Genomic DNA, 16,245 nt, shown 5'->3' on the forward strand with positions numbered 1-16,245 from the left:
TCCCCCCGGCGGCGCTTCCGCATGTCCGGGCACGGCGCTCCGTCCCCCGCTCGCTTGCACTCGACGCAGGCGAGTGCCAGAATCGATTTAGCACTCACTCGATACGAGTGCTAACCCCAAGGTTCTTAGACGTCCGGGAAGGGACGAGAGACACACATGGCAAAGATCATTGCTTTCGATGAGGAGGCCCGCCGCGGCCTCGAGCGTGGCCTCAACACGCTCGCCGACGCGGTCAAGGTGACCCTCGGCCCGCGCGGCCGCAACGTCGTGCTCGAGAAGAAGTGGGGCGCCCCCACGATCACGAACGACGGCGTGTCGATCGCCAAGGAGATCGAGCTCGACGACCCGTACGAGAAGATCGGTGCGGAGCTCGTCAAGGAGGTCGCGAAGAAGACCGACGACGTCGCCGGCGACGGCACCACGACCTCGGTCGTGCTCGCCCAGGCGCTCGTGCGCGAGGGCCTCCGCAACGTGGCCGCCGGCGCCGACCCCATCTCGCTGAAGCGCGGCATCGAGAAGGCCGTCTCGGCCGTCTCGGAGGAGCTCCTCGCCGCCGCCAAGGAGGTCGAGACCAAGGACGAGATCGCCGCGACCGCGTCCATCTCGGCCGCAGACCCGCAGATCGGCGAGATCATCGCCGAGGCGATCGACAAGGTCGGCAAGGAGGGCGTCGTCACCGTCGAGGAGTCGAACACCTTCGGCACCGAGCTCGAGCTGACCGAGGGCATGCGCTTCGACAAGGGCTACCTGTCGGCGTACTTCGTCACCGACCCGGAGCGCCAGGAGGCGGTCTTCGAGGACCCGTACATCCTCATCGCCAACCAGAAGATCTCGAACATCAAGGACCTGCTCCCGATCGTCGACAAGGTGATCCAGTCGGGCAAGCAGCTCCTGATCATCGCCGAGGACGTCGACGGCGAGGCCCTGGCCACGCTCGTCGTGAACAAGATCCGCGGCATCTTCAAGTCGGTCGCCGTCAAGGCACCTGGCTTCGGCGACCGCCGCAAGGCCCAGCTCCAGGACATCGCGATCCTCACCGGGGGCCAGGTCATCTCCGAGGAGGTCGGCCTCAAGCTCGAGAACGCGACGCTCGACCTGCTCGGCCAGGCGCGCAAGGTCGTCATCACCAAGGACGAGACGACCATCGTCGAGGGCGCGGGCGACCCCGACCAGATCGCGGGCCGTGTCGCCCAGATCCGTTCGGAGATCGAGAACACCGACTCGGACTACGACCGCGAGAAGCTCCAGGAGCGCCTCGCCAAGCTCGCCGGCGGCGTCGCCGTCATCAAGGCGGGCGCGGCCACCGAGGTCGAGCTCAAGGAGCGCAAGCACCGCATCGAGGACGCCGTCCGCAACGCGAAGGCCGCCGTCGAGGAGGGCATCGTCGCCGGTGGTGGCGTCGCCCTCATCCAGGCCGGCAAGGCCGCGTTCGGCAAGCTCGAGCTCTCGGGCGACGAGTCGACCGGCGCGAACATCGTGAAGGTCGCCATCGAGGCGCCGCTCAAGCAGATCGCCCTCAACGCCGGCCTCGAGCCGGGCGTCGTCGCGAACAAGGTCTCGGAGCTCCCCGCGGGCCACGGCCTGAACGCCGCGACCGGCGAGTACGGCGACCTGCTCGCGCAGGGCATCATCGACCCCGCGAAGGTCACCCGCTCGGCGCTGCAGAACGCCGCGTCGATCGCCGGCCTCTTCCTCACCACCGAGGCCGTCGTCGCCGACAAGCCGGAGAAGGTCGCCGCCGCTCCGGCCGACCCGACGGGCGGCATGGACTTCTGAGTCCTCGCGGATCCGTTCCGCATGGCGGCATCCGCCGCACCACGCGCGAAGGGCGCCTCCTCCGGGAGGCGCCCTTCGTCGTTTCCGCGCTCGCTCGCCGGCGCGCCTCAGCGCACGAAGAGCCGGGCGTTGGCCTGCTCGACGTCGCCGTAGTGCAGCGCCGCCGCGCCGAGCGCCTGGTTCAGCGCGGCGAGGCTCTGCTCGACGTGCTGCTGCGTCGCGCGCCAGTCGCCCACGGCGGCCTGGAACGCGGCCGACGCCTGACCCGACCACGAAGCCTGCAGTCCGGTGAGCTGGGCCATCAGGGCGGCCACCTCCGACTGGATCCGCCCGATCGTGCCCTGCATGCTCTGCGTCGCGGCGTGCACCTGCTCGCTGTCGACCTGGTACCTCGTCATCGTCATCCCTTCCGGTTCGCGTTGCTGCGACCGTACGAGGCGCGGGCCCGGCGAACGAGTCGCCGGCGTTCCACGAGGAGGTCAGCGCCGCGGGCGCGGCTGTGGAGGACGTGCCGGGTCGCCGGGGCCGACGCGAGCGCCGAGCCGCCGCCGACGCGCTCCCCGAGCGGCCGCGGCGCACGACGCGCCTCGAGCGCGGCGGCTCAGCCGTGCGCGACCGGCTGCGGAGCGGCGCTCGAGCCCGCCAGCGGGAGCGCGACGCGGAACGTCGCCCCGCCGCCGGGCGTCTCCACGACGTCCACGTGCCCGTTGTGCGCGGACACGATCGACGACACGATCGCGAGTCCCAGGCCGGACCCCCCGGTCTCGCGCGTGCGCGAGGTGTCGGCGCGCCAGAAGCGCTGGAAGATCTTCTCCCGGATCTGCGGCGGGATGCCCTCGCCGTGGTCGACGATCTCGAGCAGGGCGCGCTCGGCGTCGTCGTCGACCGAGACCCGGATCTCGATGGGGCTCTCGACGGGCGTGAAGCGGATCGCGTTGCCCATGAGGTTCGTGATCACCTGGCGGATCTTGTTCTCCTCGGCGAGCACGATCGCGCGGCGCACGGGAACGCCCTCGGCCGCGGCTCCGGCGGTGGGCCCGCCCGCGCCGGGGGCCGCCGACTCGGCGTCACCGCCTCCTCCGGCGCGCGTCGTGGTCGCGACATCCGCCGCCGCACCGCCGCGCGCCTGCCCACCGCGACCCGCGCGAGCGCCCGCGCCGCCCCGGCCGCCGCGCCGCGCGGGGCGCGTCGGGGCGACGCCCTCATCGCCGCCGTCCCCGGCGCGCCGTCCGCGAAGCCGTGCCAGGGTCGCGCCCGCGAAGGCCATCGGCCCGGACGTCGAACGCGCGTTCGCCGGGTCCAGGTCGACCTCGACCTCGGCCGGGACCACCTCCGTGGAGCCCGTCGGGATCGCCTCGGGCGCGATGACCGTCACCGTGCGTCCCGGGTTCGCCGCCATCGCGTCGAGGGCCGCATCGCGGGCCAGCGGCACGAGGTCGACCTCGGTGAGGTCGAGCGGCTTCGCCTCGTCGAGCCGGGCGAGCGCGAGCAGGTCCTCGACGAGGCCGCCCATGCGGATGGCCTCCTTCTCGATGCGATCCATCGCCTGCGCGACGTCGTCGGGCCCCTGCAGGGCGCCCATGCGGTAGAGCTCGGCGTAGCCGCGGACCGACACGAGCGGGGTCCGCAGCTCGTGCGACGCGTCGCCGACGAATCGCCGCATCTGGTCGATCGTGCGGGCCCGATCGCGGAACGCCCGGTCGATCCGATTGAGCATCGTGTTGAGGGACCGGTTCAGGCGCCCGACCTCGGTGTTCGGCGTGGCGCCGCCGAGACGCTGGCTGAAGTCGCCGTCGGCGATCGCCGCGGCCGTCGCCTCGACCTCGCGGAGCGGGGTGAACGTCGTCGTCACGAGCATCCGCGTGAGAAGGGCGCCGACGAGCACCACGCCGATGCCGAAGCCGAGGAAGATCGTGAGGTAGGCCGCGAGCAGCCGCTCGGTGTCCTTCGACGAGATGGCGATGAGGATGGGCGCGAGGTTGCCCTGCTCATCGGCGTACATGACCGCGTAGACGCCACGGAACGTGAGGTCGCCGTTGGCGTCGGGCAGGGAGAACACCCGGTAGCCGCCGCCGACGTTCTGCGCGTAGACGTCGGCCTGCGACAAGTGCTTCGGGATCAGCGGGAAGACACCGGGATCACGGGTTCCCCAGTTGTGCGTCAGGAAGCGGCCGGAGTTCGCGTCGTACACCGCGACGAAGACATCGTCCGAGGCGTCGAGGTCGAACGCCCCGCCGTCGGACCCGGTGGCGTCGGCGTCGCTGCGCGACAGGTAATCGCCGATGTTGCTCGACGCGATCGACTCGAGCTTGGTCTCGAGCTGCGACTCCACGTACGACCGGAGCATCGCCGCCGTGCCGATGCCGGAGACGAGGAGCCCGAGCGTCAGCATGAGGACGGTGACGCCCGTGATCTTCGTCCGGAGCGAGATCCGGCTCCACCGGTCGGCGAGGGTCTGGTGCATGGCGGGCCGAGTCTACGGACGCTCCCTGTACCGGTGCTGGACTACGACTTCGACTTCAGCATGTAGCCGAAGCCGCGCTTGGTCTGGATGAGCGGCTCGGACGAGTGCTGGTCGAGCTTGCGGCGCAGGTACGAGATGTAGCTCTCGACGATGCCCGCGTCGCCGTTGAAGTCGTACTCCCACACGTGGTCGAGGATCTGCGCCTTGGAGAGCACCCGGTTGGGGTTCAGCATCAGGTAGCGGAGCAGCTTGAACTCGGTGGGGGAGAGCTCGACGGGCACGTCGCCCACGAGCACCTCGTGCGTGTCCTGGTCCATGGTGAGCTCGCCGGTGCGGATCACCGCGTCCTCCTCGGCGTGCATGGTGCGACGCAGGATGGCGCGGATGCGCGCGACGATCTCGTCGAGGCTGAAGGGCTTGGTGACGTAGTCGTCGCCGCCGACCGTGAGGCCGGTGATCTTGTCCTCCGTGTCGTCCTTCGCGGTGAGGAAGAGGATCGGGGCGGTGTACCCGGCCGACCGCAGGCGCTTGGTGACGCCGAAGCCGTTCATGTCGGGCAGCATGACGTCGAGGATGATCAGGTCTGGCTCCTCCTCGAGCACGGCCGAGATGGTCTGCGCGCCGTTGGCCACTGCACGCACCGCGAAGCCGGCGAACCGCAGGCTCGTCGTCAGCAGGTCGCGGATGTTGGGCTCGTCGTCGACGATGAGGATGCGAGGTCCGTCACTCATGCAACGATTCTGCTGCGCGTGGGCTGGAACTTGGCTGGGAATTGCTCGAACGCGCTGCGAACGGATGCCATGAGCCGTCCCGGCCCGCCGGGCGGCGTGAAAGACTCGCGGCATGGCACGCGAACGAGTGGTGGTCGTCGGCGGGGGCCTCACCGCGGCGCGAGCGGTCGAGTCGATGCGCGAGCAGGGCGTCGACGACGAGATCGTGGTGGTCGCCGAGGAGCCGCGCCTGCCGTACGAGCGGCCGCCGCTGTCCAAGGGCTACCTCGCGGGCGACGAGCCGTCGAGCGCCGTGTACCCGCTGGATGCGGCCTGGTACCGCGACCACGACGTCGACGTGCGACGCGGCGTGCGCGCCACGCAGCTGGACACCGAGGCCCGGACGCTCGCGACCGACGCCGGCGAGCTCGCGTGGGACCGCCTGCTGCTCGCCACCGGCGCGTCGCCGCGGCCGTTCGACGGTCCCGGCGCAGGACTCCGCGGCGTCCACCTGCTGCGGTCGCTGCCGGACTCGACCCGCCTGCGGACCGCGCTCCGCGCCGGCGACCGGCGCGTGGTCGTGATCGGCTCGAGCTGGATCGGCCTCGAGGTCGCCGCGGCGGCGCGGACGTACGGCAACGAGGTCGCCGTGCTCGGGCGTGGCGAAGCCCCCCTGGAGAAGGCCGTCGGGCGCGAGCTCGGCGACATGTTCGCCGAGCTGCACCGCGAACACGGCGTCGGGCTCCGCACCGAGGTCTCGGTCTCCGCGATCGAGGGCGAGCGAGGTCGCGTGCGCGGGGTCGTGCTCGCGACGGGCGAGCGGCTGCCGGCCGACCTCGTGGTCGTCGGCATCGGCGCGACGCCGAACGTCGAGCTCGCGACATCCGCTCGCCTCACGGTCGACGACGGCATCGTGACGGATGCCTCGTTCCGCACCAGCGCCGACGGCGTCTTCGCCGCGGGCGACGTCGCGAACGTGTTCAACCCCACACTCGGGCACCGGCTCCGCGTCGAGCACTGGGACAACGCCGACGCGTCGGGCCGCGCGGTGGGCCGGGTGCTCGCGGGCGAGCAACTGGAGTACGACGAGATCCCGTACTTCTTCACCGACCAGTACGACCTCGGCATGGAGTACTCGGGATACGGCGAGCTCGCCGAGCGGGCCGAGCTCGTCGTGCGCGGCGACCTGGCCCGGCGGGAGTGCATCGCGTTCCGGCTGCTCGAGGGGCGCGTCGTCGCCGGCATGAACGTGAACGTCTGGGACGTCAACGACGAGGTGCAACGGCTCATCCGGTCCCGCGTGCCGGTCGACCCCGCCGCGCTCGCCGACCCCGGCGTCCCCATCCCCGAGATCGGCGCGACGGCGTGAGCGGTCTCACCCGACGCATCGGACCGCGCGAGTTCGACTTCGGGCGGCAGGTCGCCGTCATGGCGATCGTCAACCGCACGCCCGACTCCTTCTACGACCGGGGCGAGACGTTCGCCCTCGACCGCGCCGTGGCCGCCGCCCGCGCCGCCGTGGCGGACGGCGCCGACTGGGTCGACATCGGCGGCGCGAAGTTCGCGCCCGGCCCCGCGATCCCAGTGGACGAGGAGGCGGACCGCGTGGTGCCCGTGGTCGCCGCGCTCGCCGGATCGGGAGCCGTGGTCTCGGTCGACACGTTCCACCCCGAGGTGGCGCGCCGCGCGATCGCCGCGGGCGCGCACGTCATCAACGACACGACGGGGATCCACGATCCCGCCATGGCCGACGTCGTCGCCGACAGCGAGGCGACGATCGTCATCACGCACAGCCTCGCCGCGCCGCGCACGCCCCACCCGATGCCGCGGTACGACGACGTCGTCGCCGAGGTCGCATCGTTCCTCCGCGAGCGGATCGCGCTCGCGAAGGCGCACGGCGTGCCCGACGAGCGCATCGTCATCGACCCGGGCCACGACCTCAACAAGAACACGCTGCACTCGCTCGAGCTCACCCGCCGCCTCGACGAGATCGCGGCCGTCGGGCCGCCGCTGCTCGTCGCGCTCTCGAACAAGGACTTCGTGGGGGAGAGCCTCGGGCGCCGCGATCGACGCGGCCGCCTGGCGGGGTCGCTCGCGGCGGCCGTCTACTGCATCGGCCGGGGGGCGCGGATCGTGCGCGTGCACAACGTGCGCGAGACGGTCGACGCCGTGCGGATGGTCGAGGCGATCGAGGGATGGCGCGAGCCCGCCTTCCTCGAGCACAACGTCCGGCCGGAGGAAGCTCCGTGACCCCGGCCTTCGCGGCGGTGATGCCGCCCTTCGACGCGGACCGGATGCACGCCGCGTACGCCGTCGACGTCGTCGACTCGGGGCCGCGCCGCGGCACCTTCTGCCGGGTGAACATGGTCTCGAGCCTCGACGGCGCGGCGACGCTCGCCGGCCGGAGCGGCGGGCTCGGCGACCCGGAGGACCAGCGGCTCATGTCGGTGCTGCGCTCGCATGCCGACGTCGTCGTGGTCGGGGCGGGCACCGTCCGCGCCGAGGGCTACGGCGGCGCCGCGGTCGTGGCCGAGGATGCCGCGTGGCGGGCGGCACGCGGCAGGGCTCCGCAGCCCCGCTTCGCGCTCGTGTCGACCGGGCTCGGCCTCGGGCCGGACCATCCGTTCTTCGCCCGGGCCCTCGAACGACCCGTCGTCCTCACCAGTCGTTCGGCGCCGCCCGACCGGCGTGCCGCGCTCGCCGGGGTCGCCGACGTCATCGTCGCCGGCCACGACGACGTCGACCTGCCGTCCGCCCTCGCGGAACTCGCCGCACGCGGCATGCGGTCGGTGCTCTCGGAGGGCGGGCCGCGCCTGCTCGGCGCGCTGGCGGCCGCCGACCTGGTGGACGAGCTCTGCGTGTCGATCGGTCCGCTGGTCGTCGGGGGCGAGGCGGGGCGCATCGTGGTGTCCGGGACCGAGGCGCCGCGCGACATGCGGTTCGTGCACGCCATCCTGGGCGAGCGCATGCTGTTCGTGCGATCGGCGCGGGACGCGTTCGCGCCGGACGCGTCGGTGCAGGGCGTGGATTGACAGGGTCAGGACGCGCCGCCTACCCTCGGCCTGCGGTGCACGACGCGCCCGCTCGTGGACGAGGAGAGGTGATCGGGTGGGCGTGGACGCGGCCAATGCGAGGGTGCACGACGACGTCGAGGCCGAGCCGCGCGTGAACGTCTGGGCGACGCCCGCGTTCTGGTGGCGGGCGGCGATCGTCGTCGTGGTCCTCTGGGGACTCGTCGCGGGCGAGCGGCGCCTGGCCTACTTCACGACCCAGAGCAACGTGATCGTCTTCGCCTACTTCGCCGGCGCGCTGTACTGGATGGTACGCCGCGGCGCGGCCGCTCCGCCGGCGCCGGTGCTCCGGGGCGGCGTGACGACCTGGATCCTCACCACCATGGTCGTCTCGCACGTGCTGCTCAACCACTTCGAGAACCCGATCCCCGGCCTGTTCGTCACCGACCCGACCGACCGGCTCGCCGAACGCGCGATCTTCGCCATGCACTACGTCGTGCCGGTGATGGTGCTCGTGGACTGGGTCGCGTTCGGTCCGCACCGCGTCGTCCGGTGGCGGGATGCCGCGTGGTGGCTCGTCTACCCCACCGCCTACGGGCTGATCTTCCTCTGGCGCGCGCTCGCCCTGCCCGAGGTGCCCGACCGGTTCCCGTACCCGTTCCTCGACACCGACGCCCTCGGCGCGCTCGGATCGTTCGTGGAGATGCTCGAGGTCGTGGCGTACATCGCCGTGCTCGGGGTCGTCGTCATGGGGCTCGACCGGCTCGCGTGGTGGCTCGGCGACCGGTCGCGGCGCGTGCGGCGCCGCGCCGCGACATCCGCTGACTGACGCCCGTCGCCTCAGGCCGCGAGCGCGTGCGCGTCGAGGATCGTGTAGCTGTAGCCCTGCTCGGCGAGGAAGCGCTGGCGGTTCAGCGCGAAGTCCTGGTCGACCGTGTCGCGCGCGACGAGCGTGTAGAAGTTCGCCGACAGGCCCGACTCCTTGGGACGCAGCAGGCGGCCGAGGCGCTGCGCCTCCTCCTGCCGCGAGCCGAACGACCCGGAGACCTGGATCGCCACGGTCGCCTCGGGCAGGTCGACCGAGAAGTTCGCGACCTTCGACACCACCAGCACCGGTGTCGTGCCGTCGCGGAACTCCTGGAAGAGCCGCTCGCGCTCGTCGACCGGCGTCGCGCCGGTCAGCTGCGGCGCGTCGAGCGCGTCGGCCAGCTCCTCGATCTGGTCGAGGTACTGGCCGATCACGAGGATGCGCTCGCCCGCGTGCCGGGCGACGAGCTCCTTCACGACGCCGAGCTTCGCCGGCGCGGTGGCGGCGAGTCGGTAGCGCTCGTCGTCGGCGGATGCCGCGTACGCCAGCCGCTCGGACTGCGGCAGGTCGATGCGCACCTCGTAGCACGCGGCGGGGGAGATGAAGCCCTGCGCCTCGATCTCCTTCCACGGCGCGTCGAAGCGCTTCGGGCCGATGAGCGAGAAGACGTCGCCCTCGCGCCCGTCCTCCCGGACGAGCGTCGCCGTCAGGCCGAGGCGGCGGCGCGCCTGCAGCTCGGCGGTGAGCTTGAACACCGGCGCGGGCAGCAGGTGCACCTCGTCGTAGACCACGAGGCCCCAGTCGAGCGCGTCGAGGAGCGCGAGGTGGGCGTACTCGCCCTTCCGCTTCGCGGTGAGGATCTGGTAGGTCGCGATCGTGACCGGCTTGACCTCCTTGGTCTGGCCGGAGTACTCGCCGATCTCCTCGGGCGTCAGGCTCGTGCGGCGCAGCAGCTCGTCACGCCACTGGCGCGCGCTCACGGTGTTCGTCACGAGGATGAGCGTGGTCGTCTTCGCGGTCGCCATCGCGCCCGCGCCGACGAGGGTCTTGCCGGCGCCGCAGGGGAGCACCACGACCCCGGAACCGCCCTCGAAGAAGTTGTCGACCGCCTTCTGCTGGTAGTCGCGGAGGTGCCAGCCGTCCTGTTCGAGGTCGATCTCGTGCGGCGTCCCCGGCGTGTAGCCGGCGAGGTCCTCGGCGGGCCACCCGAGGCGGACGAGCTCCTGCTTGAGCTGGCCGCGGGCCCACGGCTCGACGAGGAAGCTGGTGTCGTCGAGCCGCTCGGTGAGCAGCGGTGCGACGCGCTTCGCCCCGGCCACCTCGGTGAGCACCGCCAGGTCGTCGCTGCGCAGTCGCAGTGCGCCGTCGTCGGTGCGGTCGACCACGAGCCGGCCGTAGCGGTCGACGGTCTCGCGCATGTCGACGGCCACGGTCTGCGGCACCGGGAACTTCGCGTAGCGCTCGAGCGTGCCGAGCATGTCGTCGGCCGTGTGCCCCGCGGCGCGCGCGTTCCACAGGCCGAGCCGCGTGATGCGGTACGTGTGGATGTGCTCGGGTGCGCGCTCGAGCTCGGCGAAGATGGCGAGGTCGTGCCGTGCGTCCTCGGCGAGCGGGTTCGCCACCTCGAGGAGCACGGTGCGATCGCTCTGGACGATGAGGGGGCCGTCTGACATAGCGGACCAGTCTATCCCGGCTTCCCGGGCGTCGGCCCCGAGGGGTCGGATGCCGCGGGCCGCGGGTCTCGACGGCGGCCGCGTGCGCTCGGCCGGGGGCTCCGGGCGGTCGCGGTCAGCTGCCCGCGGGAGCGGGCGCGACGGCCGCGATCGCGGAGATCGGGAGCGTCCGCTCGATGTCCGACTTGCGATCCCGGGCGCGCAGCCTCCCGTTCGCGACGCTCGCCGGCGCGAGGAGGTAGTCGGCCGTGTCGCCGCCCGGCATCCGGACGGTGACCGTGAGCGTCTCCTTCGCGCGGGCCGCCGCCTCGAGCTGCCGCGCGAGCCAGGCCTGCTCGGTTCCACCGCCGGCGTCGGCCTCCGCGAGCCGGTCGAGGAGCGCCGCGATCGGATCCGTGCGCGGGGCCGGTGCGGCGGCATGGCCGACGTGGTGGCGCCGGAGGCGCACGATGCGCCCCTCCGAGTCCTCCGCGGCGACCGGGTACCGGGCGTCGCTCAGGGCCCAGAAGACCACGTCGGGCGGGAACCGGGAGAGCAGCCGGTGCGAGCCGGCCTGCCGGAGGCCGAGCGACGAGAGCGTCTGGTCCACGAGGAGCGTGCCCACGAGCTGCGCGTCGTCGGACCGGACGGAGGCCCGGGCCGGAGCCTCGGACGGATCCGCGGCGCCGACCCGTACGGCGCCGAACCGGGCCGCCGACTCGCTCAGCAGGTAGGCGAGCGGCTGCGGGATGCCGGTCAGCGAGATCCGCTCGAGGAAGGCCCGGATGCCGTCTTCGGTGTCGCCGGCGGCGAGGGCGCGGTTGACGGATGCCGCGGTCACGCGATAGCTCGATGCGAGGTCGCGGCCCTCCACCTCGGCGAACGCGCGCAGTCGCGCGTCGAGCGAGGGTTCGAGCGGGCCCGGGGAGACGATGGTGAGGTCGTGCTGGACGTAGACCCGGTCCACCTGCGCGGGGAAGTGGCGCGCGAGCCGGCCGGCGGCCGCGGCGAGGTCGCCCGCGAGCACGAGCGAAGCGGTCTCGAGCGGTTCGCCCGCGACCGCGAGGCCGAGCGCCTCGGCGTCCTCGAGGAGACGGTCCATGCCGTCGCGCAGCCAGGCGCCGCCGCCCGGGTAGTACCACGCGACGTCGTCGCGGATCGAGGCGGAGCTCAGCGCCTCGCTGCGGCGGACGACCAGGTCGCGCAGCGGCCCCGGGATGCGGTCGCGCCAGGCCTCCGCGAGCCGAGTCCACCTGGCACCTGCGCCGAGCAGGATCCACTCCGCACCCGCGTCGGATTCGAGCCAGACCGGGCCGTCGCGCACGATGAGCCCCGATTCGACCGCGCGGCGGACCAGTCGCGGGAACTCGTCGAGTTCGACGCCGGCCGCCTCGGCCAGCCGCTTCGCGTCGGGCAGCGCGAACCCGCCCTTCGCGAGCTCGCGGGCCGGCTGCACCGCCAGGCCCGAGAGCAGTTCGGCGGTCGCGGCGACGGTGCCGTACGCCGTCTCGGCGGCGCGCCGCTCGAGGAAGCCCGTGTCGGGCCGTTCGCCGGGCAGCGCGACCGGCGGCGCATGCGCCGCGAGCGACTCGAGGCCCGGCAGGTCGTCGTCGAGTCGCGCGCGCAGCCGCGCGCCGACCTCCGGCGGCACGTGGATGCGATCCTCGCCCTCGCGGAGGAGGAGCAGCCGCGCCTCGAGGCCGCCGAGCACCTCCGCCGGATCCGCGGCCACGCGATCGGCCAGGTCGTCGGCGCCGAGGCGGCGGAGCTCGTCGACGAGGCGCTCGAGCCCGGTCCAGCCGACGTCGTCGCTCGTCGCGGCGGCCGCGGCGAGGACGGCGAGCGACGGCCGCTCGAGCCGGTCGACCGCGTGGTCGATCGAGTCGGGCGTGGTCAGCGCCTCGGCGAGGTCGAAGAGGTCGCGGACGCCCTGGTGATCGAGTTCGCGGATCGCCAGCGCAGCCGCGAGTCGCTCGCGCGGGATCGCGCGGAGGCTCGCGGCGAGCACCAGCATGGCCGTCAGTCCGCGCCCTGCCGGGACTCCCGCGATCGGCGCACGCCGTTGACGATGAGCAGCGCGATGAGGAGCACGAAGCCGAGCGGCAGGCCGATGAGCGGGAGCATGAGCACGAAGGGCCAGACGCCCTGGCTGAAGCCGTCGTCGGCGCCGACCCCCGCGAGCGTGCCGATCATGACCGCGAAGAACGCGATGATCGAGAGCCCGACCGTCGCGGCGACCATGTAGGCGAGGATGCGCTCGAGGCGATGGTCGGTGATCGGGCCCTGATTGCTCACGCTCCCAGAATAGGCCCCACGGCCGATCCGGGGGGATGCCGGACCGTAGACTGGGAGTCGAGGCCGCCGTGGTTCCGGCGCGCCCATCGAGACAGCGGGAGATCCATCGATGCCCACCGGCAAGGTCAAGTTCTACGACGAGGAGAAGGGGTTCGGCTTCATCAGCGGCGATGACGGCCAGGAGGTCTTCCTCCACGCCTCGGCACTTCCCGCGGGCGCGACCGTGCGATCGGGCACCCGGCTCGAGTTCGGGATCGCGCAGGGCAAGCGCGGCGCCCAGGCGCTCTCCGTCCGCGTGCTCGACGCGCCGCCGAGCCTGGCCCGCATGCACCGCAAGCCGGCCGACGACATGGCGGTCATCGTCGAGGACCTCGTCAAGGTGCTCGACGGCATCGGGGCGAACCTGAAGCGCGGGCGGTATCCCGACAACGCGCACAGCCGCAAGATCGCAGCCCTGCTGCGCAAGGTCGCGGACGAGCTGGATGCCTGACGCGGAGCAGGGCGAGGGGGCGGGCTCCGCTGCGCCGGTCCCCGTCATCGCGGACGAGGTGCTGCTCTCGGCCGTCGCCCTGGCGCGCGGCGCGCTGCTCGAGGTGACCCCGCCGCAGACCGTCGGATCGGTGATCGGCCACGTCGCCGAGGACGAGCACGTGCTCTCGCTGCACTTCGCCGCCGACCTGTCCGGATACCCGGGGTGGCACTGGTCGGTGACGCTGGCCCGCGTCGAGGGCGCCGAGCCGACCGTGCTCGAGACCGAGCTGCTCCCGGGCGAGCGCGCCCTGCTCGCGCCGGAGTGGGTGCCGTGGTCGGAGCGGCTCGCGGAGTACCGCGCCGCACAGGCCGCCGCCGCTGAGGCGGAGGCCGACGACGAGGAGCTCGACGCGGAGGGGCCGGACGCGGGCGACGCCGGCGACGAGTTCGCCGACGACGCCGACGACGACGAGCCGGATGACGACCTCGACGAGGCCGACGACGGTTACGGCGACGACGACGACACCGGCGACGACGCGTTCGACGGCATCGACATCGACGCGCTCGACGAGGCGGACGAGGCCGACGGCGCGGATGGTTCCGAGGATGCGGACGGGTCCGAGGATGCGGACGGGTCCGAGGATGCGGACGGGTCCGGCGACGCGGACGGCCCCGACGAGTCGGAGCGCCGCATCGACTAGGTCGCCGGAGCCCGCGCCCTCAGCGACGGTCCGACGGTCCCGGCCGGTCCCGACGGCGTCGGAGCTGCACCACGAGCAGCCCCACGAGGCCGAGCCCGACGCCGACCGCGGCCGCGGTGACGAACCACGAGAACCCCGCCTCCGCGAGGGGCTCGGCGAACGCCGCGGCGAGCACGAGCGCGAGCAGCCAGCCGATGGTGCCGGCGAGCAGCGCCTTCCGCGCATCGGCGCGGGCGGGCGCCGGATCGGGACGCCGTTCGGACTCGGACAGCCACAGCCGCATGGCCGTCACCCTATCCGTTGCGTTCGAGCACCCAGTCGAGCGACGCGGTGAGCGCGCGGACGTCGTCGGGCTCGATCGCGGTGAACGTCGCCACGCGGAGCTGGTTGCGGCCGAGCTTGCGGTAGGGCTCGGTGTCCACGACGCCGTTGGCCCGGAGCGTCTTCGCGAGCGCCGCGGCATCCGTCGTCTCGTCGAAGTCGATCGTGACGACCACCTGCGAACGGTGGTCCGGGTCGGCGACGAACGGGGTCGCGACCGACGTGCGGGCGGCCCAGTCGTAGAGGATGCCGGAGGACTCGCGCGTGCGCGCGTCGGCCCAGGCGAGGCCGCCCGAGGCGTTCATCCACTCGAGCTGGCTCTCGAGGAGCAGCAGCGTCGCGAGCGCGGGGGTGTTCAGTGTCTGGTCGAGGCGCGAGTTGTCGACCGCGTTCTTCAGCGACAGGAATTCGGGGATGTAGCGGTCGGATGCCGCGATCCGCTCGATGCGATCGACGGCGGCGGGCGACACGATCGCGAACCAGAGTCCGCCGTCGGAGGCGAAGTTCTTCTGCGGCGCGAAGTAGAGGACGTCGAACTCCGCCGGATCGGCGAACGCTCCGCCCGCGGCGCTCGTGGCGTCGACGACCGTGAGCGCGCCCTCGTCGCCGCGCACGCGGCGGACCGGCGCCTGGACCCCCGTCGAGGTCTCGTTCTGGGGCCAGCCGTAGACGTCGACGCCCTCGAGCGGCTCGGCGCCGACGCGGGTGCCGGGCTCGGCCTTCCGGACGTCCGGAGCCTCGAGCCACGGTGCGGCCGCCGCCTTGGCGAACTTCGCACCGAACTCGCCGAAGGAGCAGAGCTGCGCGCGGCGTTCGATGAGGCCGAACGCCGCGGCATCCCAGAACGCCGTCGAGCCGCCGTTGCCGAGCACGACCTCGTACCCCTCGGGCAGCGAGTAGAGGTCGGCGATGCCCTGCCGCACCCGCCCCACGAGCTGCTTCACCGGGGCCTGGCGGTGCGAGGTGCCGAGCAGGCGGGGGCCGACCTCGGCGAGGTGCGCGAGCTGCTCGGGGCGCACCTTGGACGGTCCGCAGCCGAAGCGGCCGTCGGCGGGCAGGAGCGACGAGGGGATCACGAGCTCAGGCATGGTCCGATCTTAGGCGCGGCCCGTTCGCCATGGCGGCGGATGACGTCGCCTCGGGGGTTCGCGACGTCCACCGGTGCTCGGCGGCATGTCGGGCGCGGCCAGTAGGCTGTGCTGATGCACGAGGCGCCCGACGGCCGAGGAGGAGCGAGTTGACCGACCTCATCGACACGACCGAGATGTACCTGCGCACCATCCTCGACCTCGAGGAGGAGGGCATCGTGCCGCTGCGCGCCCGCATCTCGGAGCGCCTCGGGCACTCCGGGCCCACCGTGTCGCAGACCGTCGCGCGGATGGAACGCGACGGGCTCGTCGTCGTCTCCGGCGACCGCCACCTCGAGCTCACGGCCGACGGCCGCCAGAAGGCCGTCCACGTCATGCGCAAGCACCGCCTCGCCGAGCGACTGCTCGCCGACGTGATCGGGCTCGATTGGGAGTACGTCCACGAGGAGGCGTGCCGCTGGGAGCACGTCATGAGCGAGCACGTGGAGCGACGCCTCGTCGAGATCCTCGGGCAGCCGACCCACTCGCCCTACGGCAACCCCATCCCCGGCCTCGAGGAGCTCGGGGTGGAGCCGGCGGCGCCGTTCATGCAGGGCGTCCGCAACGTGCTCACCGCGCTCGACGAGGGCAGCGGCTCGGCCGAGGGCGTGATCCGTCGTCTCGCCGAGCCGGCGCAGTTCGAACCCGAACTGCTCGCCCGGCTGAAGGCCGCGGGGGTGCTGCCCGGCACGCGGGTCTCCCTTCGCCGGGAGGGCGCCGTCGTGGTCGTCTCCGTCGAGGGGCGCGACGACCGGCTCGAGCTGCCCGCCGAGCTGGCCGGGCACCTCTTCATCGGGGACTGAGGCGCCGGACGCCGCCGCGCGCGGGCGCGGGCGCGGCGCCGGGTGCGGAAGGGCATCGGTTCCGTCCGTCGAGGTGGTCGGCGACCGCGGATTCCGGCGCACCGTG

At 72.8% G+C, this 16,245-nt stretch carries 16 protein-coding genes; 8 read left to right on the plus strand and 8 right to left on the minus strand.

The window, feature by feature from the left end; all coding sequences use genetic code 11:
- Positions 1-156: 156 nt before the first annotated feature.
- A complete protein-coding gene (gene groL / locus ACQ393_RS15190) occupies positions 157-1,776 on the plus strand; it encodes a chaperonin GroEL (protein WP_430647715.1) in 1,620 nt (539 codons plus the stop codon).
- Positions 1,777-1,883: 107 nt separating this feature from the next.
- On the opposite strand, the gene ACQ393_RS15195 is transcribed toward groL, so the two are convergent.
- From ACQ393_RS15195 to ACQ393_RS15205, 3 genes are all read right to left on the minus strand, one after another.
- Positions 1,884-2,174, minus strand: coding sequence for a WXG100 family type VII secretion target (locus tag ACQ393_RS15195; RefSeq protein ID WP_430647716.1), 291 nt, complete (start codon positions 2,172-2,174; stop codon positions 1,884-1,886).
- 203 nt (positions 2,175-2,377) lie between these two features.
- A complete protein-coding gene (locus ACQ393_RS15200; RefSeq protein ID WP_430647717.1) occupies positions 2,378-4,240 on the minus strand; it encodes a sensor histidine kinase in 1,863 nt (620 codons plus the stop codon).
- A gap of 41 nt (positions 4,241-4,281) precedes the next feature.
- A complete protein-coding gene (locus tag ACQ393_RS15205) occupies positions 4,282-4,971 on the minus strand; it encodes a response regulator transcription factor (protein ID WP_155053295.1) in 690 nt (229 codons plus the stop codon).
- A gap of 112 nt (positions 4,972-5,083) precedes the next feature.
- Here ACQ393_RS15205 and ACQ393_RS15210 point away from each other — a divergent pair, with 112 nt between their 5' ends.
- The 4 genes from ACQ393_RS15210 to ACQ393_RS15225 all read left to right on the plus strand — a co-directional run bounded on the left by ACQ393_RS15210 (position 5,084) and on the right by ACQ393_RS15225 (position 8,790).
- Positions 5,084-6,319, plus strand: a complete 1,236-nt coding sequence (locus ACQ393_RS15210) for an NAD(P)/FAD-dependent oxidoreductase (protein WP_430647718.1) — start codon at positions 5,084-5,086, stop codon at positions 6,317-6,319.
- 59 nt (positions 6,320-6,378) lie between these two features.
- Positions 6,379-7,200 carry a dihydropteroate synthase gene (gene folP, locus ACQ393_RS15215; protein ID WP_430647768.1) on the plus strand — a complete coding sequence of 274 codons (822 nt, stop codon included), beginning with the start codon at positions 6,379-6,381 and terminating at the stop codon, positions 7,198-7,200.
- Positions 7,197-7,982: a dihydrofolate reductase family protein gene (locus ACQ393_RS15220; protein ID WP_430647719.1), complete on the plus strand. Its 786-nt coding sequence runs from the start codon at positions 7,197-7,199 to the stop codon at positions 7,980-7,982. The genes folP and ACQ393_RS15220 overlap by 4 nt, the downstream gene beginning before the upstream one ends.
- 76 nt (positions 7,983-8,058) lie before the next feature.
- A complete protein-coding gene (locus ACQ393_RS15225) occupies positions 8,059-8,790 on the plus strand; it encodes a Pr6Pr family membrane protein (protein WP_430647720.1) in 732 nt (243 codons plus the stop codon).
- Positions 8,791-8,801: 11 nt separating this feature from the next.
- Here the strand turns inward: ACQ393_RS15225 and ACQ393_RS15230 are convergent, their stop codons facing one another.
- The 3 genes from ACQ393_RS15230 to ACQ393_RS15240 all read right to left on the minus strand — a co-directional run bounded on the left by ACQ393_RS15230 (position 8,802) and on the right by ACQ393_RS15240 (position 12,716).
- Positions 8,802-10,442 carry a DNA repair helicase XPB gene (locus ACQ393_RS15230; RefSeq protein WP_430647721.1) on the minus strand — a complete coding sequence of 547 codons (1,641 nt, stop codon included), beginning with the start codon at positions 10,440-10,442 and terminating at the stop codon, positions 8,802-8,804.
- 115 nt (positions 10,443-10,557) lie between these two features.
- Positions 10,558-12,435 (minus strand): helicase-associated domain-containing protein, encoded by a 1,878-nt coding sequence (locus ACQ393_RS15235; protein WP_430647722.1) that lies wholly within the window; start codon positions 12,433-12,435, stop codon positions 10,558-10,560.
- Between the two features lie 5 nt (positions 12,436-12,440).
- Positions 12,441-12,716, minus strand: coding sequence for a hypothetical protein (locus tag ACQ393_RS15240; RefSeq protein ID WP_430647723.1), 276 nt, complete (start codon positions 12,714-12,716; stop codon positions 12,441-12,443).
- Between the two features lie 109 nt (positions 12,717-12,825).
- Here ACQ393_RS15240 and ACQ393_RS15245 point away from each other — a divergent pair, with 109 nt between their 5' ends.
- Both ACQ393_RS15245 and ACQ393_RS15250 read left to right on the plus strand, forming a co-directional pair.
- Positions 12,826-13,206 (plus strand): cold-shock protein, encoded by a 381-nt coding sequence (locus ACQ393_RS15245; protein WP_129234506.1) that lies wholly within the window; start codon positions 12,826-12,828, stop codon positions 13,204-13,206.
- The gene (locus ACQ393_RS15250; RefSeq protein WP_430647724.1) at positions 13,199-13,888 is read left to right on the plus strand and encodes a DUF3027 domain-containing protein; all 690 of its coding nucleotides are present in this window, start codon (positions 13,199-13,201) and stop codon (positions 13,886-13,888) included. The genes ACQ393_RS15245 and ACQ393_RS15250 overlap by 8 nt, the downstream gene beginning before the upstream one ends.
- A 19-nt stretch (positions 13,889-13,907) precedes the next feature.
- Here the strand turns inward: ACQ393_RS15250 and ACQ393_RS15255 are convergent, their stop codons facing one another.
- The gene (locus ACQ393_RS15255; RefSeq protein WP_430647725.1) at positions 13,908-14,171 is read right to left on the minus strand and encodes a DUF2530 domain-containing protein; all 264 of its coding nucleotides are present in this window, start codon (positions 14,169-14,171) and stop codon (positions 13,908-13,910) included.
- 10 nt (positions 14,172-14,181) lie between these two features.
- Complete coding sequence (gene serC, locus ACQ393_RS15260; RefSeq protein ID WP_430647726.1) at positions 14,182-15,297, minus strand: phosphoserine transaminase; 1,116 nt, start codon at positions 15,295-15,297, stop codon at positions 14,182-14,184.
- Positions 15,298-15,446: 149 nt separating this feature from the next.
- Here serC and ACQ393_RS15265 point away from each other — a divergent pair, with 149 nt between their 5' ends.
- A complete protein-coding gene (locus tag ACQ393_RS15265) occupies positions 15,447-16,139 on the plus strand; it encodes a metal-dependent transcriptional regulator (protein ID WP_430647727.1) in 693 nt (230 codons plus the stop codon).
- Positions 16,140-16,245: the final 106 nt, after the last annotated feature.

Origin of the sequence: Agromyces sp. GXS1127, assembly GCF_050565425.1 — a bacterium.
Taxonomy (GTDB): domain Bacteria; phylum Actinomycetota; class Actinomycetes; order Actinomycetales; family Microbacteriaceae; genus Agromyces.